Annotated in this window: 16 protein-coding genes and 1 pseudogene; 8 read left to right on the top strand and 9 right to left on the bottom strand. The window is 57.4% G+C overall.

Features of this window, described 5'->3' with window-relative positions; all coding sequences use genetic code 11:
- The 3 genes from CKF42_RS12070 to CKF42_RS12080 form a co-directional block, all read right to left on the bottom strand.
- Positions 1–211, bottom strand: a 211-nt coding sequence (locus tag CKF42_RS12070) for a DeoR family transcriptional regulator (RefSeq protein ID WP_146239936.1), incomplete at its 3' end; no start/stop codon positions are given.
- A 6-nt stretch (positions 212–217) separates the two neighbouring features.
- Positions 218–1,198 carry a D-threonate 4-phosphate dehydrogenase gene (locus CKF42_RS12075; protein WP_009092077.1) on the bottom strand — a complete coding sequence of 327 codons (981 nt, stop codon included), beginning with the start codon at positions 1,196–1,198 and terminating at the stop codon, positions 218–220.
- Positions 1,191–2,447 carry a four-carbon acid sugar kinase family protein gene (locus tag CKF42_RS12080; RefSeq protein ID WP_111208283.1) on the bottom strand — a complete coding sequence of 419 codons (1,257 nt, stop codon included), beginning with the start codon at positions 2,445–2,447 and terminating at the stop codon, positions 1,191–1,193. The genes CKF42_RS12075 and CKF42_RS12080 overlap by 8 nt, the downstream gene beginning before the upstream one ends.
- 187 nt (positions 2,448–2,634) lie before the next feature.
- On the opposite strand from CKF42_RS12080, the gene CKF42_RS12085 reads away from it, so the two are divergent.
- The 5 genes from CKF42_RS12085 (at position 2,635) to CKF42_RS12105 (ending at position 8,052) form a co-directional block, all read left to right on the top strand.
- Positions 2,635–3,783, top strand: a complete 1,149-nt coding sequence (locus CKF42_RS12085; RefSeq protein ID WP_111208284.1) for an iron-containing alcohol dehydrogenase — start codon at positions 2,635–2,637, stop codon at positions 3,781–3,783.
- An 11-nt stretch (positions 3,784–3,794) separates the two neighbouring features.
- Positions 3,795–4,679 (top strand): dihydrodipicolinate synthase family protein, encoded by an 885-nt coding sequence (locus CKF42_RS12090; protein WP_111208285.1) that lies wholly within the window; start codon positions 3,795–3,797, stop codon positions 4,677–4,679.
- 79 nt (positions 4,680–4,758) lie between these two features.
- Positions 4,759–6,174, top strand: coding sequence for a sodium:solute symporter family protein (locus CKF42_RS12095; protein ID WP_009092082.1), 1,416 nt, complete (start codon positions 4,759–4,761; stop codon positions 6,172–6,174).
- A gap of 1 nt (position 6,175) precedes the next feature.
- Entirely contained in the window at positions 6,176–7,372 is a 1,197-nt protein-coding gene (locus CKF42_RS12100) for an exo-alpha-sialidase (RefSeq protein WP_009092083.1), read from the top strand.
- A gap of 8 nt (positions 7,373–7,380) precedes the next feature.
- Positions 7,381–8,052 (top strand): SDR family NAD(P)-dependent oxidoreductase, encoded by a 672-nt coding sequence (locus CKF42_RS12105; protein WP_199559868.1) that lies wholly within the window; start codon positions 7,381–7,383, stop codon positions 8,050–8,052.
- A gap of 63 nt (positions 8,053–8,115) precedes the next feature.
- Here CKF42_RS12105 and yacL read toward each other — a convergent pair whose 3' ends face one another.
- The 3 genes from yacL to CKF42_RS12120 all read right to left on the bottom strand — a co-directional run bounded on the left by yacL (position 8,116) and on the right by CKF42_RS12120 (position 12,213).
- Entirely contained in the window at positions 8,116–8,496 is a 381-nt protein-coding gene (yacL, locus tag CKF42_RS12110; RefSeq protein ID WP_009092085.1) for a protein YacL, read from the bottom strand.
- A gap of 190 nt (positions 8,497–8,686) precedes the next feature.
- Complete coding sequence (acnB, locus tag CKF42_RS12115) at positions 8,687–11,284, bottom strand: bifunctional aconitate hydratase 2/2-methylisocitrate dehydratase (RefSeq protein WP_111208287.1); 2,598 nt, start codon at positions 11,282–11,284, stop codon at positions 8,687–8,689.
- A gap of 419 nt (positions 11,285–11,703) precedes the next feature.
- Complete coding sequence (locus CKF42_RS12120) at positions 11,704–12,213, bottom strand: phenolic acid decarboxylase (RefSeq protein ID WP_009092087.1); 510 nt, start codon at positions 12,211–12,213, stop codon at positions 11,704–11,706.
- Positions 12,214–12,318: 105 nt separating this feature from the next.
- Between CKF42_RS12120 and CKF42_RS12125 the strand changes: the two genes are divergently transcribed.
- From CKF42_RS12125 to CKF42_RS12135, 3 genes are read left to right on the top strand one after another with little or no spacing between them, the layout of a single operon-like run.
- Positions 12,319–13,218, top strand: coding sequence for a LysR family transcriptional regulator (locus tag CKF42_RS12125; RefSeq protein ID WP_111208288.1), 900 nt, complete (start codon positions 12,319–12,321; stop codon positions 13,216–13,218).
- 18 nt (positions 13,219–13,236) lie between these two features.
- Positions 13,237–13,743, top strand: coding sequence for a hypothetical protein (locus CKF42_RS12130; protein ID WP_111208289.1), 507 nt, complete (start codon positions 13,237–13,239; stop codon positions 13,741–13,743).
- Complete coding sequence (locus CKF42_RS12135) at positions 13,736–14,389, top strand: hypothetical protein (RefSeq protein WP_111208290.1); 654 nt, start codon at positions 13,736–13,738, stop codon at positions 14,387–14,389. The genes CKF42_RS12130 and CKF42_RS12135 overlap by 8 nt, the downstream gene beginning before the upstream one ends.
- Positions 14,390–14,655: 266 nt before the next feature.
- Here the strand turns inward: CKF42_RS12135 and CKF42_RS12145 are convergent.
- The 3 genes and pseudogenes from CKF42_RS12145 to aceF all read right to left on the bottom strand — a co-directional run.
- Positions 14,656–14,943: pseudogene (locus CKF42_RS12145) on the bottom strand (IS481 family transposase); the annotation flags it as partial.
- A gap of 49 nt (positions 14,944–14,992) precedes the next feature.
- Positions 14,993–16,417 (bottom strand): dihydrolipoyl dehydrogenase, encoded by a 1,425-nt coding sequence (lpdA, locus tag CKF42_RS12150; protein ID WP_046101230.1) that lies wholly within the window; start codon positions 16,415–16,417, stop codon positions 14,993–14,995.
- Between the two features lie 160 nt (positions 16,418–16,577).
- Complete coding sequence (gene aceF, locus CKF42_RS12155; RefSeq protein WP_111208292.1) at positions 16,578–18,479, bottom strand: pyruvate dehydrogenase complex dihydrolipoyllysine-residue acetyltransferase; 1,902 nt, start codon at positions 18,477–18,479, stop codon at positions 16,578–16,580.
- Positions 18,480–18,484: the final 5 nt, after the last annotated feature.

Raw genomic sequence — 18,484 nt, forward strand, 5'->3', positions numbered from 1 at the left:
TCTCCAGGGTGGTCGGCTGGGCGGGAATAAACCGATTCAGGGTGACACCACCGTGACTGCGGCTGATCACGCCCTCTTTATCCAGCTTGATCAAATCACGGCGAATCGTGGCGGGTGAGGCGGAGATCGCACTGACCAGTTGCTCAACAGTCACCAGATTATGGCTTTTCAGATAATCCATAATCTGGTCAAGACGGCTCTGTCCCTTCATATTTCCCTATGCGAGCTGCATCGCGAGTTTGATGGAGATCGCCATGCTCTCAGACTTCGCTTTACCTGTCCAGGCGATATCAAAGGCGGTGCCGTGGTCCGCAGAGGTGCGGATAAACGGCAGGCCGGCGGTAATGTTGACGCCGTCATAGAAGCCCAGCAGCTTCAGCGGGATATGCCCCTGATCGTGGTACATCGCGACCACCATGTCATAGTGCCCCTCCTGGCATTGCAGGAACACCGTGTCCGGCGGGCACGGCCCGGCGACATCTATCCCCTGCGCTTTCATCGCCTGAATGGCAGGTGCAACGGTGGTGATCTCCTCATCGCCAAACAGCCCGTTCTCACCGGCATGGGGATTGACGCCCGCCACGGCGATGCGCGGAGCCTGATAACCGACGCGCCGCAGGAAAGTGTCTGCCATACCAATGACCGTTTTAATGCGCGGCTGGTTCAGCGTGTCGAGGAACTTACGCAGCGCAATGTGGGTGGTGACGTGAATCACCTTCAGCTTATCGGTGTAGAGCACCATGGCGTAATCCCGGGTGTCAGTAAGGTGGGCCAGCAGCTCCGTGTGCCCCGGGTAGAGATGACCGGCCGCATGCATCGCCTCTTTGTTCAGCGGCGCGGTGGCAATCGCCTGCACGTCGCCCGCCAGCGCCAGCGCCGTGGCACGTTTCACACAGCGCCACGCCAGATCGCCCGCCTCTTTCTGCACCACGCCGGGTTTCAGCGCGTCGGGGTCAGCCAGCGGCTCGTCAATCACGTTGATGATGCCGGGAGCAAAGCGGGCATCCTGCACCCGGTCAAGGACCCGCAGCTCGGCCTGGGGCGTAATGTTCATCGCCAGAATACGGCGCAGTGTACTGGCGCAGCCAATCACCACGGCAGGAATGCCATTCAGCTCACCTTCAGAGAGCGATTTAATGATGATTTCCGGGCTGATGCCCGCCGGGTCGCCCATGGTGATCGCAATAATTTTACTCACTCGACTTCTCCTCAATAAAATCAATGGCTGCTACCAGGGTGTTTTCATCACCAAAGCCACCCGCTTTGGTCATCACCGGCAGAGTAAATTCACTGTTAAGCAGAACCCCGTGCGGCACACAGCCCGCCACCAGACCCTGAATGGTAAAGCCGCTGGCACCCAGTGCCCCGGCGACGGCCATCGCCACATCCCCTCCCGACAGATAGAGCGCATGCGGCTGCGCACTCAGGCAGAGCCGGTAAGTGATCTCGCCGAGAAACTGGCAGATCGCCTCCCCCAGCTGCTGGCGCGTCATACTGAAGTGCTGACAGAGCTGCGCAATCTCGTGCCGCTGCGCCTCGTGCTGGCAGGTGGTGATCACCGTATGGCGACCGGCCCGCAGTGCCGCAGCCGCCTCGTCGATCCAGCGATCCCGATCGGGCCAGGCGGGCTGCCGGAACAGCTGCCGGATATCGACATCCACTCTCGCTGCGTCACGCCGGCTGATCAGCGTGGCAACCTGCTGCTGCCCGCTCTCGCTCATCGATCCCACCACCGCCAGCACCGGCCGGGGCGTTCGCACCCGGAGCGCGGCGCCCAGCGCATCGCTTAATCCGGCGGCACCGACCAGCAGCGGCGTCTCGCGCAGCCGCGCAGCCGCGGCGATCAGTCGCGCCAGGTCCGCCCCGGTTTCAGCATCCACCACGACGATGCCGTGCGCCGCCGCCAGCACCGCATCAAGCCGGTCGCTGCGCAGCGTGGCAAGATCGATCACGCTGCCGGCGATCTGCATCTGTTCGAGAACGCTGGCGCTGGCGATCGGGGTTTTCGGATCGCTGGCAAATTCGGTGTCCGTGAGCAGACGCTGATGGACCCGGACGTGACCTCCGCACGTGGTGCGGCCCAGTCGTGGCACCGCCGGTGCAACCAGCGCCAGCGTTTTCGCACTGGCCTTCAGTGCCGCCACCGTTTCAGCGCCGATATTGCCGCGCAGCGTGGAGTCGATCTTTTTGAACAGCCAGCCGTGCTGAAACTGCGCCGCGAAGTGCCGCACCGCCTGCGTGACGCGCTCTGCCGCCTGGGTGGCGCTGGTCGCCCGACTCTCCGTGCTGACGACCAGCACATCTGCCGTCTCTGGCAACGCGCCCCGGGTGTCGAACAGCACCTGAACGCCTGCGCCGGCCTGCGCCAGTCCGCTTCCCGCATCGTTGGCACCGGTAAAGTCATCGGCGATGACCAGTACCGGCGTTTTCCATAATGATGAGCCCATCCTCACTCCTGTCAGGCGATTGCCGCTGCCATTGATTATATTCAATCATAATTGATTATATGTGAGCAACTTCAAATTAATCGAAATCGATATGCCCTATAAAATTAGCCATACAGAGTGACTGACCTCGCATTGAGATGAGCAAAGTTAATCATCTGCTCAGACGCGATCGACATAAGGGTATGAAATGAACATTAACAGCACGGTGATCAGCGGCTATCAGGCGTTAAACGACATGCGCTATCTGCTGGAGGGGGTTTCATCCGCGGTAGTGGTAACTGACCGGAACATTGAAGCGATTCCGGCTGTGCAGGCGCTGCTGGGGCAACTCCGGGAGCAGATCCCCCACATCAGCGTGGTGAACAGTGTTCCCCCCGAGCCGAGCCAGCATGATGTGGCCGCCCTTCTTGCCGCACTCACGTCGCGCAGGGCTGACATGGTGATCGGTATCGGCGGTGGCAGCGTGCTGGATGTGGCAAAGCTGCTGTCGGTGCTGTGCGTGGATGCGGCCCCGTCGCTGGAAGCCCTGCTGGCGGGGGAGAAACCGCAGCACCGCACCCGCTCCATGCTGATTCCGACCACCGCGGGTACCGGCTCCGAAGCCACGCCCAATGCGATTCTGGCGATCCCGGAGAAGGAGACCAAAGTCGGCATTATTTCCCCGATTATGCTGCCCGATGTCGTCGCGCTGCTGCCGGAACTCACCACCAGCATGCCCGCACACATCGCCTCCTCAACCGGTATTGATGCCCTCTGCCACCTGATCGAGTGCTTTACCGCCTGCGTCGCCAATCCGGTCAGCGATAACTATGCGCTGATCGGGATGAAGAAGCTGTTCGCCAATCTCGAAACCACGCTGCGGGAGCCGGAGAATCTGCAGGCACGACTGGAGATGTTGTGGGCCTCTTATTATGGCGGCGCGTCGATTGCCCATGCCGGCACGCATCTGGTGCACGCCCTCTCCTACCCGCTCGGCGGCAAATATCATCTGCCGCACGGCGTGGCGAATGCCATTCTGCTGGCCCCCTGCATGCGCTTTGTCCGTCCGGCGGCGGTGAGTAAATTCGCTCAGGCCTATGACCTGCTGCCCGATGCTGACCGCCGTTTAAGTGATGAAGCGAAGTCCCATGCGCTGGTCGACTACTTCACCGCACTGGTGGCGCGTCTGCAGCTGCCTGCCAGTCTGGAAGCGCTGGGCATCGGCCCGGATCACCTGCCCTATCTGGTGGAAGCCGCGCTCGACGTGCAGCGCCTGATGAAAAATGTCCCGATGGCGGTCACCGCTGACGATGTGCGCGCGGTCTATCTGACCCTGTTTCCTTCCTGCCAGGCGTAATGAGGATTGTCATGAATAAGAAAATATGCGGCGTACTGACCGCCATCGTCACCACCTTCGATCGTGACGGCGCTTTTGATCCGGTGAGACAGCGTGAGCAGGTCAGACGACAGCTCCGGGCCGGTAACGGCATCTTCTGCTGCGGCACCAACGGCGAATTCTTTGTGCTGAACGAGCAGGAAAAGCTCGCCGTCACTGCCACCTGCGTGGATGAAGTCAGCGGCCGCGCGGCGGTAGTAGCGCACATCGGCGAAATCTCGACGCGTGAAACGATCCGGCTCGGCACACAGATCGCCCGCCTGGGCGTGGATGCCGTCTCCGCGATCACTCCCTGGTTTGTGCCGCTGAAACAGCAGGAGCTTATCGATCACTACCGGCGCGTGGCTGACGCGCTGACGGTGCCGCTGTTCCTCTACAACATCCCGGCGCGCACCGGCAATACGCTGCAGCCGGAGACGGTGCGCTCGCTGGCCGCCCATCCCAACATCATCGGCATCAAAGATTCGGCGGGCAGTTATGACAGCCTGCGCGGCTTCCTGCAGGCCACCGCCGACTGTGACGGTTTTGATGTGCTGAATGGCCCCGACTCGCTGATCCATCAGGGGTTTGTTGAGGGCTGCTCCGCCGCCATTTCCGGGCTGGCCAACGTGGCCCCGGAGGCGATTAACGCTATCTGGGCGCGCTTCGCTGCCGGCGATATTGCCGGTTCGCAGCAGGCTCAGGAGAACGTCACCGGTCTGCGCACGGCGCTCTACAGCATCGGTTTCTCACCGGCCGCCGTGAAAAAAGCGGTCAGCCTGCTGGGCTTCGAGGTGGGTGAAAGCCGCTATGCGGTGCAGTTCAGCGCCGAAGAGCAGCAGCAGATCCGTCAGATCGTCACCCACTACCTGCAATAAACGCCATCGCCTTTGTCTCCTACCGGTCAGATGAGAACGAACCTGATGGTCGCCATCTGCCAGCACAATCGAGGTTATGATGAACGCATTTTCAACTGAGAGCACCTTACTGATCGTAGGCATGGTGGTCGCCTATATCCTGTTCACCACCTGGCTGACCTGGCGGCTGCGCAGTAAAAGCAGCGGTGACTTTATGGAAGGCTCCCGCGCCATGCCCGCCTTTATCGTCGGCATCATGCTGATGTCGGAATATATCGGGGCAAAATCCACGATCGGCACTGCGCAGGCCGCCTTTGAAAATGGCTTCGCCGCTTCCTGGTCAGTGATCGGCGCGGCGATTGGCTTCCCGCTGTTTGGTCTGATCCTGGTGAAGCGCATCTACAACACCGGTAAGATCACCATTTCCGGGGCGATCGCCGAAAAATATGGCAGTTCGACCAAAAACATTATTTCGCTGATCATGATCTATGCGCTGCTGCTGGTGAACGTCGGCAACTACATCAGCGGCGCGGCGGCGATCTCTACCGTGCTGAAGATCGACCTGACCCAGGCGGCCTTTATTACCGCGGTGGTGAGTACCTTCTACTTCGCGTTTGGCGGCATGAAAGGGGTGGCCTGGGTGACGCTGCTGCACAGCGCCATTAAGTACATCGGGATCCTGATTATCCTCTACGTGGCGCTGAAGATGACCGGCGGCGTGGCCCCGATGATCGAGAAAATGCCCGCCTTCTACTGGACGTGGGATGGTCACGTCGGGGCCAGTACCATTGTGGCCTGGCTGATCGGAACCGTGGGCTCGATCTTCTGCACCCAGTTTGTGATCCAGGCGATCTCCTCGACCAAAGATGTCAAATCCGCTAAGCGTGCCACGTGGGTCGCCTTCTTCTTCTGCCTGCCTATCGGCCTGGCGATGGCACTGATCGGCGTGGCGGCGAAGTTTGCCCATCCCGACATCAAGAGCCTCTATGCACTGCCGGTGTTTCTGCAGGATATGTCCCCCTGGCTGGCTGGCATCGTGACGACCTCGCTGGTGGCATCGATTTTCGTCAGCGTCGGCACCGTGGCGCTGGCGATCGCCTCGCTGGTGGTGAAAGATTTTTATGTTCCTTACCGTCACCCTACGCCAGAGCGCGAGTTCAAAGTGACGCGCTGGTTCTCGATTGCCATCGGCTTCTTTCCGCTGCTGTTTGTGCTGTTCTTCCCGGAAGTGCTGAAGCTCTCCTTCTTTACCCGCGCGATTCGCCTGTCGATCACCGTCGTGGCGATCATGGCGTTCTATCTGCCGTGGTTTAAGAGCACACGCGGCGCCAACGCCGGTCTGATTGGTTCCTGTCTGGTCACCTCCGTCTGGTTCCTGATGGGGAATCCTTTTGGCATCGATAATATGTATGTGGCGCTGGCCACGCCGGCGATCATTATGGTGATTGACCGCTGCATCCCGTCACGCCAGTCTCAGCCTCAACCGCAACGCAATGCACAAAAGAGTGGAGCCTAATATGACTCAGGAAACCGTCACCGCCGAACGCACCGGCCAGCTTGCGCCGCATCCGCAGGATAGCGCGCAGCAGGTTGCGATGCTGCCCTCCTCCTGCCCGCAAAACCATGCGGCTAACCTGCTGCCGCTGCCGGATGGCGATCTGCTCTGCGTCTGGTTTGGCGGCACCCAGGAGGGGATCGCCGATATCTCTGTCTGGTGTTCACGGCTGCAGAAAGGCAGCGATCGCTGGAGTGAGGCGCAGAAACTCTCTGAGGATCCGACGCGGTCCGAGCAGAATCCGGTGCTGTTCCTCGATCCCGATCAGGTCCTGTGGCTGCTCTGGACGGCGCAGAAGTCCGGTAATCAGGACACCGCCATCGTGCGCTATCGTCAGTCTCACGATCTGGGCCGGAGCTGGGGCGCGATCGACACCCTGCTGGATAAGCCTGGCACCTTTATTCGCCAGCCGATCGTGGTGCTGCCGAATGGCAACTGGCTGCTGCCAGTCTTTTACTGCCTGACGCCGCCCGGTGAAAAATGGGTGGGAAACTATGATGTCAGCGCCGTGAAAATCTCGGAGGATAAAGGCCGGAGCTGGCGCGATGTCAGCGTGCCTGACAGTACCGGCTGCGTCCATATGAACGTCACCCTGCTGGAGGATGGCTCGCTGCTGGCGCTCTACCGCAGTCGCTGGGCCGATCACATCTACCAGAGCCGCTCGTTTGATCAGGGAGAGAGCTGGAGCGCACCCGAAGCGCTGTCGCTGCCAAATAACAACTCCTCTATTCAGGTCACGACGCTGCGCAACGGTCATCTGGCGCTGGTGTTTAACGCCATGAGCGCTGAAGGTGCCAGCGAACGTCGCCTGTCGCTCTATGACGAAATTGAAGATGATGAAGAGGACGGTGAGGTGGCGGTGGCCGCCGAAGCGGTGGTACACAGCGGCCGTACCGCCTTCTGGGGTGCGCCCCGAGCGCCCATGACACTGGCGATCTCAACAGATGGCGGCAAAAGCTGGCCGCTGCAGCGCAATCTGGACGAAGGCGATGGCTACTGTATGACCAATAACTCGCAGCAGAAGTTAAACCGTGAGTTCTCCTATCCCAGCATCAAAGAGGGTCTGCATGGCGAACTGCATATCGCCTATACCTGGTATCGTCAGGCGATCAAATATGTGCGGATTGAGGAGTCATGGGTGCAGGGAGGTGACGCGTGAATGAACGGATGGCGCTGGTGACCGGTGCCAGCTCCGGCATCGGTCAGGCGATTTGTGACCGCTTACTGAGTGACGGCTGGCAGGTGATCGGCCTGAGCCGTTCGGCGGTCAGCCGCACAGAACCGGGCTGGCAGAGTCATCAGATCGACATCAGTGACAGCGCTGCCCTGCAGGTGCTGCTGGAACAACTGCCTGTGCCGCAGGCAGTGATCCATGCCGCGGGTATGATGCAGGCCGCGCCGCTGGGGGAACTGGATTTGGCGGCCAGCGCCCGTCTGTGGCAGCTGCACGTGGCCGCTGCGGAACAGCTGACGAACCAATTTGCGCCGCGGATGGCGGCAGGCGGGAGAGTGCTGCTGCTGGGGAGCCGTACGTCAGGCGGTGCCGCAGGCCGCAGTCAGTACGTGGCGACCAAATCAGCGATGATCGGCATGGTGCGCAGCTGGGCGGCAGAACTGGCTCCGCGTGGCATTACCGCCAATATCGTGGCCCCCGGTGCGACCGAAACACCGATGCTGCACCAGCCGGGCCGCGCCAGTTCACCGCCGCGCCTGCCGCCGATAGGCCGCTATATTCAGCCGCAGGAAGTGGCCGATCTGGTGGCGTTCCTGCTCTCTCCCTCAGCAGCGGCAATCACCGGCCAGCAACTGGTGATCTGCGGTGGCGCCTCGCTGAGCTAACCTGCCCCGGCCGCCGGGCGGTTTCACATCCCGGCCAGACGTGAAGCGCCACCTGTCCGGCATTTAGCGCCGGACGGGATTGCCATACTGGTTCACAAACTGGCGGTACGCGGCGATGACCAGCAGAAAATCTTCAATGCCGCAGAATGAGAGGCTCTCTTCGTCGTAGTAGTTCATCCCCTCCTCCATGCCGTCATCTTCCAGCGCCAGCAGGTTGGCGCGAATCATCACCTCCTCCTCATCCACCAGGATGGTGTATTCGCTGCCGATGCGCTGCCACTGTCGCACGCTGCCCTTGACGTCTTCGATAGCGGCTTCGACTTCATCCAGCAGACCCGGATCGTTTTTCACCTCTTCGTTGAACCAGTGGCCGACCGCTTCATGATCCATCGACATGCGGACCTTAATCTGTCCGGTCACATCGCGTAAAAATTCATATTCCATCGCCCGTTCCTCTCAACGTCGTCGCGTCACTCAATGAGTGTCACGGCTGGCTTTGCAGCATAATGTGACACGTCGCGCATTATTACAGGCTGTCAGGCGAAATCCAGCTTTTGATCGTGCCGGTGACCGGCGCGAAGACGAAAAAAAGGGGCGAATCATCGCCCCTTATGCATGCTTACAAGGTGAAGGATCAGACTGCGGTCTGGAAAATCACGCCTTCCGCTTTGTCGGTGTACTGCGCCAGCTGGTCGAAGTTGAGATAGCGATAGGTGTCGCTGGCCGTTTTATCGACCTGCGCCATAAATTGCTGATACTCATCAGGCGTAGGCAGCCGGCCCAGCAGTGATGCAACGGCAGCCAGCTCGGCAGACGCCAGATAGACGTTTGCGCCGGTACCCAGACGGTTCGGGAAGTTACGGGTCGAGGTGGAAACCACTGTCGAACCGTCTGCCACACGTGCCTGGTTACCCATGCAGAGTGAACAGCCCGGGATCTCGATACGCGCACCGCTTTTACCGAAGACGCTGTAGTAGCCCTCTTCGGTCAGCTGTGCGGCATCCATCTTGGTTGGCGGTGCCACCCACAGACGGGTTGGCAGCTGACCTTTGTGGCTGTCCAGCAGCTTACCGGCAGCACGGAAGTGACCGATGTTGGTCATGCACGAGCCGATAAACACTTCGTCGATCTTCTCGCCCTGAACGTCCGAGAGCAGACGGGCATCGTCTGGATCGTTAGGGGCACAGAGGATCGGCTCTTTGATATCAGCCAGATCGATCTCGATCACGGCGGCGTATTCCGCATCCGCATCGGCTTCCAGCAGCTGAGGATCGGCCAGCCATTTCTCCATGCTCTCCACGCGACGCTCCAGCGTACGACGATCGCCGTAACCTTCTGCGATCATCCACTTCAGCAGCACGATGTTGGAGTTGAGATATTCGATGATTGGCGCTTTATCCAGCTTAATGGTACAGCCCGCCGCAGAACGCTCTGCTGACGCATCGGACAGTTCAAACGCCTGCTCAACTTTCAGATCCGGCAGACCTTCAATCTCCAGGATGCGGCCAGAGAAGATGTTTTTCTTACCTTTCTTCTCAACGGTCAGCAGGCCCTGTTTGATGGCATAAAGCGGAATGGCGTGAACCAGATCGCGCAGGGTAATACCGGGTTCCATCTTGCCTTTGAAGCGCACCAGGACCGATTCCGGCATGTCGAGCGGCATGACGCCCGTTGCCGCGGCAAACGCCACCAGGCCCGAACCGGCCGGGAAAGAGATACCGATAGGGAAACGGGTATGGGAGTCACCGCCGGTTCCGACGGTATCCGGCAGCAGCATACGGTTCAGCCAGCTGTGGATAATGCCGTCACCCGGACGCAGTGAGACACCGCCACGGTTCATGATGAAGTCTGGCAGCGTGTGGTGCGTGTTCACATCGACCGGCTTAGGATAGGCGGCGGTGTGGCAGAAGGACTGCATCACCAGATCGGTCGAGAAGCCCAGGCAAGCCAGATCTTTCAGCTCGTCACGGGTCATCGGACCGGTGGTATCCTGCGATCCCACGGAAGTCATCTTCGGTTCGCAATACGCGCCAGGACGCACACCGGTCACGCCACAGGCGCGGCCGACCATTTTCTGCGCCAGTGAGAAGCCACGGGTGCTCTCCGCAACATCTTTCGCCTGACGGAATACGGTGCTGTGCGGCAGACCCAGCGACTCGCGCGCCTTGGTGGTCAGGCCACGGCCGATGATCAGCGGAATACGGCCACCGGCGCGCACTTCGTCAATCAGCACTTCGGTTTTCAGTTCGAAGCTGGCCAGCAGGTCGTTGGTTTCGTGGTTACGCACTTCACCTTTGTAGGGATAGATGTCGATGACATCGCCCATGTTCAGGTCGTTGACGTCCACTTCAATCGGCAGTGCGCCCGCATCTTCCATGGTGTTGAAGAAGATAGGCGCAATTTTGCTGCCCAACACCACGCCGCCGCCTTTTTTGTTTGGCACGTTCGGGATGTCGTCGCCCATGAACCACAGCACCGAGTTGGTGGCGGATTTACGGGATGAGCCGGTTCCGACCACGTCACCGACGTAAGCCAGCGGATAGCCTTTGGCCTGCAGCGCTTCGATCTGTTTGATCGGGCCGATATTGCCCGGCTCATCCGGCTCAATGCCTTCGCGGGCATTTTTCAGCATCGCCAGAGCGTGCAGCGGGATGTCAGGACGTGACCAGGCATCCGGGGCCGGAGAGAGGTCGTCGGTGTTGGTTTCGCCCGTTACCTTGAATACCGTGACCGTGATCTTTTCGGCCAGCTCAGGACGTGACAGATACCATTCCGCATCGGCCCAGGATTGCATGACCTGCTTCGCGTATTCATTGCCCGCTTTGGCTTTCTCTTCGACATCATAGAAGTTGTCGAACATCAGCAGGGTGTGTGAAAGGGCTTTGGCCGCGATGGGGGCCAGTCGGCTGTCGTCCAGCGCCTCGATCAACGGATGAATGTTATAACCGCCCTGCATGGTACCGAGCAGTTCGACCGCTTTTTCAGGAGAGATCAGAGGAGAGGTTGCTTCGCCTTTGGCAACAGCCGCCAGGAAACCGGCTTTGACATACGCCGCTTCATCGACGCCAGGTGGGACTCGGTTGACCAGTAAATCGGTCAGAAATTCTTCTTCACCCGCAGGTGGATTTTTCAGCAGTTCAACCAGCGCGGCCATCTGGGAAGCCTCTAAAGGCTTAGGAACAATTCCCTGGGCAGCACGCTCGGCAACGTGCTTACGGTATTCTTCTAGCACGACGTTATCCTCGCTCTCATTATGTAGGGCTTTCCGACCACCTTGCTCACTTATGGAGAACAACCTTCCCTTTTCTTGTCCAGGTTGAGGTGCCCGGTTTCGCGGAGGGCAGAATAGCAGGATTTCGTCTGTTTGTTAATCTGTTTACAAAAATACAACATAATCGACTACGCCCATTCTGCCCGTCCGGTTCGCCGTCTGCGCGGGCTGATTGTGCGTAAACGGACGGTCCCGAGCGTACCGCATGCCGGGGAAATTAGCCCCGAAAAATGTCAGGTTTATCGCGGTTTAAGAGAAGTATCGGGGCGGAATCGATAACGGGCAGGAATAGAAAGGTGCGGTTTGCAGGACTGGCCATCGATGCCACCGGCCAGACACAGCGGCGCAGAAGAGGCCTTAATGGCCTCTTCTCCCTGCTATCAGTTTTTCAGATTTTCCGGGAAGTCAGCGGGCAGCTGATCGGGCGGGCAGTCGATCACGCTTTCGTTATTTTCGCCCACATCGCGGATCACAGTCAGCGTCGCGAACTCGTCAATGACTTCGGTTGGGTAAGCCGGACCTGCTTCGCGGAAGGCAGCCATCTCTTCCAGATGGTCATTCTGGAAACAGACGGTTTTTTCCGGATTATTCATTACCCAGCGCGGGAAGAAGATGGTGCCGTGGAAGATTTTATCCGCCAGGTTCACGGCCAGGCTGACATCGGTGCCGGTAGGTTCGGTCCAGGAAACTTTATAGACATCCTGCGCCAGACGGACGACATAGACATGCTGATTTTTAACCCAGCGATTACCCACCATGCCGCTGTGGATGCGATAGTCGATCGTGCTGGCATTTTTGATGTAAAGCTCGTAATTCCAGCCGTTGTCATAGGTGTAAACCAGGTGTTTGCCAACGATGCCTGACAGGTCATGTTTATCAAAAGTGCTCATGGTCAATTCCTCATTTATTTGCCTTAAGGAGATTATTACGCGTTACAGATGAGATGAATAACGCTATTTTTAGCACTGAATAATCCAATTTTTCGATGAGTTGCCATGTATAAAACGACACTGGAACAGTGGGCGCTGCTCGACGCGGTGGTGAATGAAGGGAGCTTTGCGCTGGCCGCAGAAAAGCATCATCGCAGCCAGTCTTCACTGAGCTATCAGCTTAGCCTGCTTCAGCAGCGGCTGGGTCTGACACTGCTGCAGCAGGAGGGGCGGCGCGCCGTCCTCACTGCCGAGGGACATCAGCTACTGGCTCAGGTTCGTCCATTGCTGGAGGGATTCAGCGCGCTTGAAGCTAAGGCGCATGCGCTGCAGCGGGGTGAACGTTCGCGCATCGATCTGATGGTGGACGCGACGCTGCCTAAACCTCTGCTGTTTGATGTGCTGCAGACCTTTCAGCAGCGCTACCCCCATGTCCGCATCTGGTTCAGCGAAATTGTTCGCAGCGAAACGCCGGAAAGGCTGGCTGAGCAGCAGGCTGACCTCTGGCTGGTCGCGCAATATGGCGATGCCCCTGTTGCCGGCGAGAGCCTGATGAGCGTCGATTTCGTGGCCGTTGCCCATCGTGATCATCCGCTGCACAGTGAACCTGCCCCGCTGAGTGCCACCACGCTGGCTCGCTGGCCCTGCATCACCATCCTGGATCGGCAGCAACAGCAGCAATCCGAGGTCAGTGGCGCTCAGGCGGAAAACTGGTCCTTCACGACGCTCTCCGCCGCGATTGAAGCAGTCCAGCATCAGCTGGGCTATGGCTGGTTACCGGAACAGAATATCGCCGGGCTGCTGAAGAGCGGCGAACTGCGCGCCCTTCCGCTGTTGCAGGGTCGCCGACGCAGCAGTTCGCTGGTGATGTATATCAATGAAGAGAGGCTGCCCGGCAACAGCGCCATTGCGGCCCTGGCGCAGATGTTTGTGGAGCGGGTGGCGGTATGGGGAGCGCGTCGCTGAGCGCTAAGGAGGCTGAATTTGTTTCCGTTGACGTGGGGAACATGCAAAAAACGCATTCCAAAGATGAAGCTGCGGTTTATCCCCCTAAAGCGTGGAACACCAGCGTTCTCATACGATCAGATTGCTGGCTCAAAACGGCAATCTTTGGTCTATCCGGGACTATACGAAGCAGGTGTCATCAGCAAAGCAACTGCTCGTGAAACCTTTAAGCAAGAAGGCCTCATAGACTTTAGGCAGAGCCTTCACCGGCTTGAGTTTAACCACTGCTATGACCGAGTGGTGGTTTACTCTCTTAGAATCCCTGCTGACAGCAACTTTACTGTATCAAGGGTTGATAAAATCGCAATACAGGACAGCGAGAATCGTTGGCACTTACTCAATATTGAAAGCATTGAGATAGACCGTGTTCCTTACGATGCGGTCAACAGTGGCACAGTCGGCATCAAGGTTGATAGGATAGTGCCGGGAGCAAGGGACTACTATGTAGTCAAAGTAAGCAAGGATAAGGGGCTTAAGGATGCGTAGCTACAGTGAGATCGCGAAGCGTATAGCCAAAATCATTATATCGCCTGAGTCAGCGATAGGATTAATGCATGGAGTCCTGTCTGTGCCTACAGACATTGGCTATCTTGCCTACGGATTTCTTGATACGGACAGCCGCTATCAACGTGAAACAGAGAAAATCAGGATGGTTAGTGCCATCAGGCATGGCATTCTTGAAAATCACAACTTCATGAAGACTATTGAGACTGTGCTCAATATCTTCAACAAGAATGTGCCTGAAGTCAGGCAGAACGCTATCTATAGCAAAACGATGGCTTCAGTTGCTGGCCGGACGCTTACGAACTCATTAATAGCAGGAAGGTTAGCAACTACCATTGCGCAGCGTAGCTCGTTCCTTGTTGCGGTCAGAGGTGGTCTGATTGGTAATGCCCTGCTTATTGGTGGCATGACAGAGAGATGTATCTATACCTCTGAAAAGCTGCAAAAGAGCAATCCTGAAGTCTATAACGCATTACGCGTGAGGAACTATGATTTACTCTACTTCCTACTTGAGCCAGCTCTGAACCCGTTCTTAGAAGCTCTCAATGTGAAGCGAACGCAAGGGCAACCGGCTTTTGAACGGATCATTGAAATGGTAGAGAAGGAGGTAAACGCTAATGCGAAATAATGGGCCTGCTAAGCTGAGCTTAGGTAAACGCATCATGTATAGCCTTATAGAGGTGTCAGGTGCGATCATAGGCGGGTTGCTGCTCCTTCTGTGCTGCTACTGGTTCTTTCACTATGAAACCTGGCATGAGCGGCTGATGGCGATTGGTCTGTCTATCGGAGTTGTCTATCTGATAGGTAAGGTCTTACCTGAACGGCCAAATCAGTAAGCCCCTCATGGGGCCATACTCAGTTTTATCAGCTCAGACTTCATCTGAAAGTTACCCGTTATTTATACAGGTATTTATCAGAGTACATTTGGATTGAATTCTTCTCAGCCCAGAGGCTTTTTCCATCAGGTAATATTTCCATAAGCGTCCGGACAGGGCACATTTTCCCCTGATGAGTTCGCTGATTATTAAGTGAGCCAGCCAGTCATCAAGATCAGATTGTAATGTGTCGGGTTCACCATACCGCTTTTGCGGAACGCCACCTTCCTGCAATATCGTCATGTGGAAGCGCATCGCAGATGCCGTTAGTCTGTGGTGACATCGCTTTGGTCTTCGCATAATCCAGACCAAAAAAAAGCCTCCATATCGGAGGCTTTTTCGTCAGCAGCGGAAACTTACTTCTTCTTCGCTTTCGCGTTAGGCAGATCGGTGATGCTGCCTTCGAAGATTTCTGCTGCCAGACCGACTGACTCATGCAGGGTCGGGTGAGCATGGATGGTCAGCGCGATATCTTCCGCATCACAACCCATCTCAATCGCCAGACCGATTTCGCCTAACAGCTCGCCGCCGTTAGTGCCGACAATCGCGCCACCGATGACACGGTGCGTCTCTTTGTCGAAAATCAGTTTGGTCATACCGTCTGCACAATCTGAAGCGATAGCACGGCCAGAGGCAGCCCACGGGAAGGTGGAAGTCTCGTAGCTGATGCCCTTCTCTTTGGCTTCTTTCTCGGTCAGACCGACCCAGGCAACTTCTGGCTCAGTATAGGCAATGGATGGGATCACTTTCGGGTCGAAGTAGTGCTTCAGACCGGAGATCACTTCCGCCGCAACGTGGCCTTCATGCACGCCTTTGTGCGCCAGCATTGGCTGACCGACGATGTCGCCGATAGCATAGATGTGTGGCACGTTGGTACGCATCTGCTTGTCGACACGGATAAAGCCGCGATCGTCCACTTCCACGCCCGCTTTACCGGCATCCAGACCTTTACCGTTCGGCACACGACCGATAGCCACCAGCACGGCGTCATAACGCTGCGCTTCACCCGGTGCCTTTTTGCCTTCCATTGAAACGTAAATGCCATCGTCTTTTGCTTCAACGGCGGTCACTTTGGTTTCCAGCATCAGGTTGAACTTCTTGCTGATTTTCTTGGTAAAGACTTTGACGACATCTTTATCCGCAGCCGGGATAACCTGGTCAAACATCTCAACCACATCGATCTCTGAACCCAGCGCATGATACACCGTCGCCATTTCCAGACCGATGATACCGCCGCCCATAACCAGCAGACGCTTCGGCACTTCTTTCAGTTCCAGCGCATCGGTTGAATCCCAGACGCGGGGATCGTCATGAGGAATGAAAGGCAGTTCGATTGGGCGTGAACCCGCAGCGATGATGGCATTATCGAAGTTGATGGTGGTCGCGCCGCCTTCACCTTCCACCACCAGGGTGTTAGCACCGGTGAATTTGCCGAGGCCATTAACCACTTTGACTTTACGACCTTTTGCCATTCCTGACAGGCCGCCAGTCAGCTGGTTAATCACCTTCTCTTTCCAGCTGCGAATCTTGTTGATATCAGTAGAGGGCTGACCAAACACAATGCCGTGCTCTTCAAGGGCTTTCGCCTCTTCGATCACTTTGGCAACGTGCAGCAGCGCTTTAGAGGGGATACAACCGACGTTCAGACACACACCACCAAGGGTGCTGTAACGCTCTACCAGTACGGTTTCCAGACCTAAATCCGCACAACGGAAGGCTGCAGAGTAACCTGCAGGACCTGCCCCAAGTACCACGACCTGGGTTTTAATCTCTGTACTCATCATGACCTCTTATTTGATATCCGGCGGGTCAGACGTTCTTATAATGCCCTTGTTCCACCGGGACTTTCACCGCAAGAGTTTACAGAATTGTTAACAAACTGCCAACCGTGACGCGACGAAACGTTAAAGGAAGGCCGGCATCCGCCGGCCTTCTTCACATTTACATAACTAAACGACGTATGTCAGAGAGCATATTGCCAATAATGGTGATGAATCTTGCACCATCAGCTCCGTCGATCACGCGGTGGTCGAAGGAGAGAGAGATTGGCATCATCAGACGCGGCGCAAACTCTTTACCGTTCCACACCGGCTCCATCGCCGATTTAGAGACACCCAGGATAGCCACTTCCGGCGCGTTAACAATCGGCGCGAAGTGCGTGGTTCCCAGGCCGCCCAGGCTGGAGATGGTGAAGCATCCGCCCTGCATGTCGCCCGCAGTCAGCTTACCGTCACGCGCTTTCTTCGACACTGCCATCAGCTCACGCGACAGCTCGGTAATGCCCTTTTTGTTCACGTCTTTGAAGACCGGAACCACCAGGCCATTTGGCGTATCGACCGCCACACCGATGTTGATGTATTTCTTCAGCGTCAGCTTCTGCGCATCTTCGGAAAGCGAGCTGTTGAAGCGTGGCATCTGCTCAAGCGCGGCAGCGACAGCTTTCATGATGAACACCACCGGGGTGTACTTCACATCGAGCTTACGCTTCTCTGCTTCGGCATTCTGCTGCTTACGGAACGCTTCCAGATCGGTGATATCGGTTTTGTCGAAATGCGTAACGTGCGGGATCATCACCCAGTTACGGCTCAGGTTCGCACCCGAAATTTTCTGGATACGACCCAGTTCGACTTCTTCGACTTCGCCAAACTTGCTGAAGTCCACTTTCGGCCATGGCAGCATGCCTGGCAGGCCGCCACCGCTTGCCGCAGCCGGTGCCGCTTCAGCGCGTTTCACCGCCTCTTTCACGTAAGTCTGCACGTCTTCTTTCAGAATGCGACCTTTACGGCCGGTGCCTTTGACTTTCGCCAGATTCACACCGAACTCACGCGCCAGGCGACGGATCACCGGGGTAGCGTGAACGTACGCATCGTTCTCGGCAAACTCACCTTTGCTGTCCGCTTTGGCTGCCGGAGCAGGCGCCGCAGATTTAGCTTCTGGTTTCGCAGCCGGGGCCGGTGCGGCTTCCTGCTTCGCTGCCGCCGGGGCCGGTGCGGCACCTTCGACTTCAAACACCATGATCAGTGATCCGGTGCTGACTTTGTCGCCGGTCGCCACTTTCAGCTCTTTGACGGTACCCGCGAATGGCGCAGGCACTTCCATTGACGCTTTATCGCCTTCCACCACGATCAGTGACTGCTCAGCCTCAACTTTGTCGCCCACTTTCACGAGGATTTCGGTGACTTCGACTTCATCACCGCCGATGTCCGGGACGTTAACCTCTTTTGCGCCTGCCGCTGCGGCGGGTGCCGATGCCGCTTCTTCTTTCAGTTCTGGCTTCGCGTCAGCGGCCGGTGCAGCCCCTTCCGCTTCAAAGACCATGATGGCAGAACCGGTGCTGACTTTATCGCCGGTCGCAATGGTGATCTCTTTAACCACACCAGCGAACGGAGCCGGCACTTCCATTGACGCTTTATCACCTTCCACCACAATCAGTGACTGTTCGGCTTCAACTTTATCGCCAACCTTCACCAGAATCTCAGTGACTTCAACTTCGTCACCGCCGATATCCGGCACAGCCACTTCTTTGCTGGCGGTGGCGGCTGCCGCGGCGGGTGCAGGTGCCGCGTCCGCTTTCTTCTCTTCGGCGGCGGCAGGTGCCGCTTCTGCGGCCCCTTCGGCGTCAAACACCATGATCAGCGAGCCGGTTTCTACTTTGTCACCGGTGGCGATTTTGATCTCTTTCACAACGCCAGCCTGCGGGGAAGGCACTTCCATTGAGGCTTTGTCGCCTTCCACGGTGATCAGCGACTGCTCGGCTTCCACCTTGTCGCCAACTTTCACCAGAATCTCGGTGACTTCAACTTCGTCAGACCCGATATCCGGTACCTTAATTTCGATAGCCATTACTC

Source organism: Pantoea sp. ARC270, assembly GCF_003236725.1.
GTDB lineage: Bacteria > Pseudomonadota > Gammaproteobacteria > Enterobacterales > Enterobacteriaceae > Pantoea > Pantoea anthophila.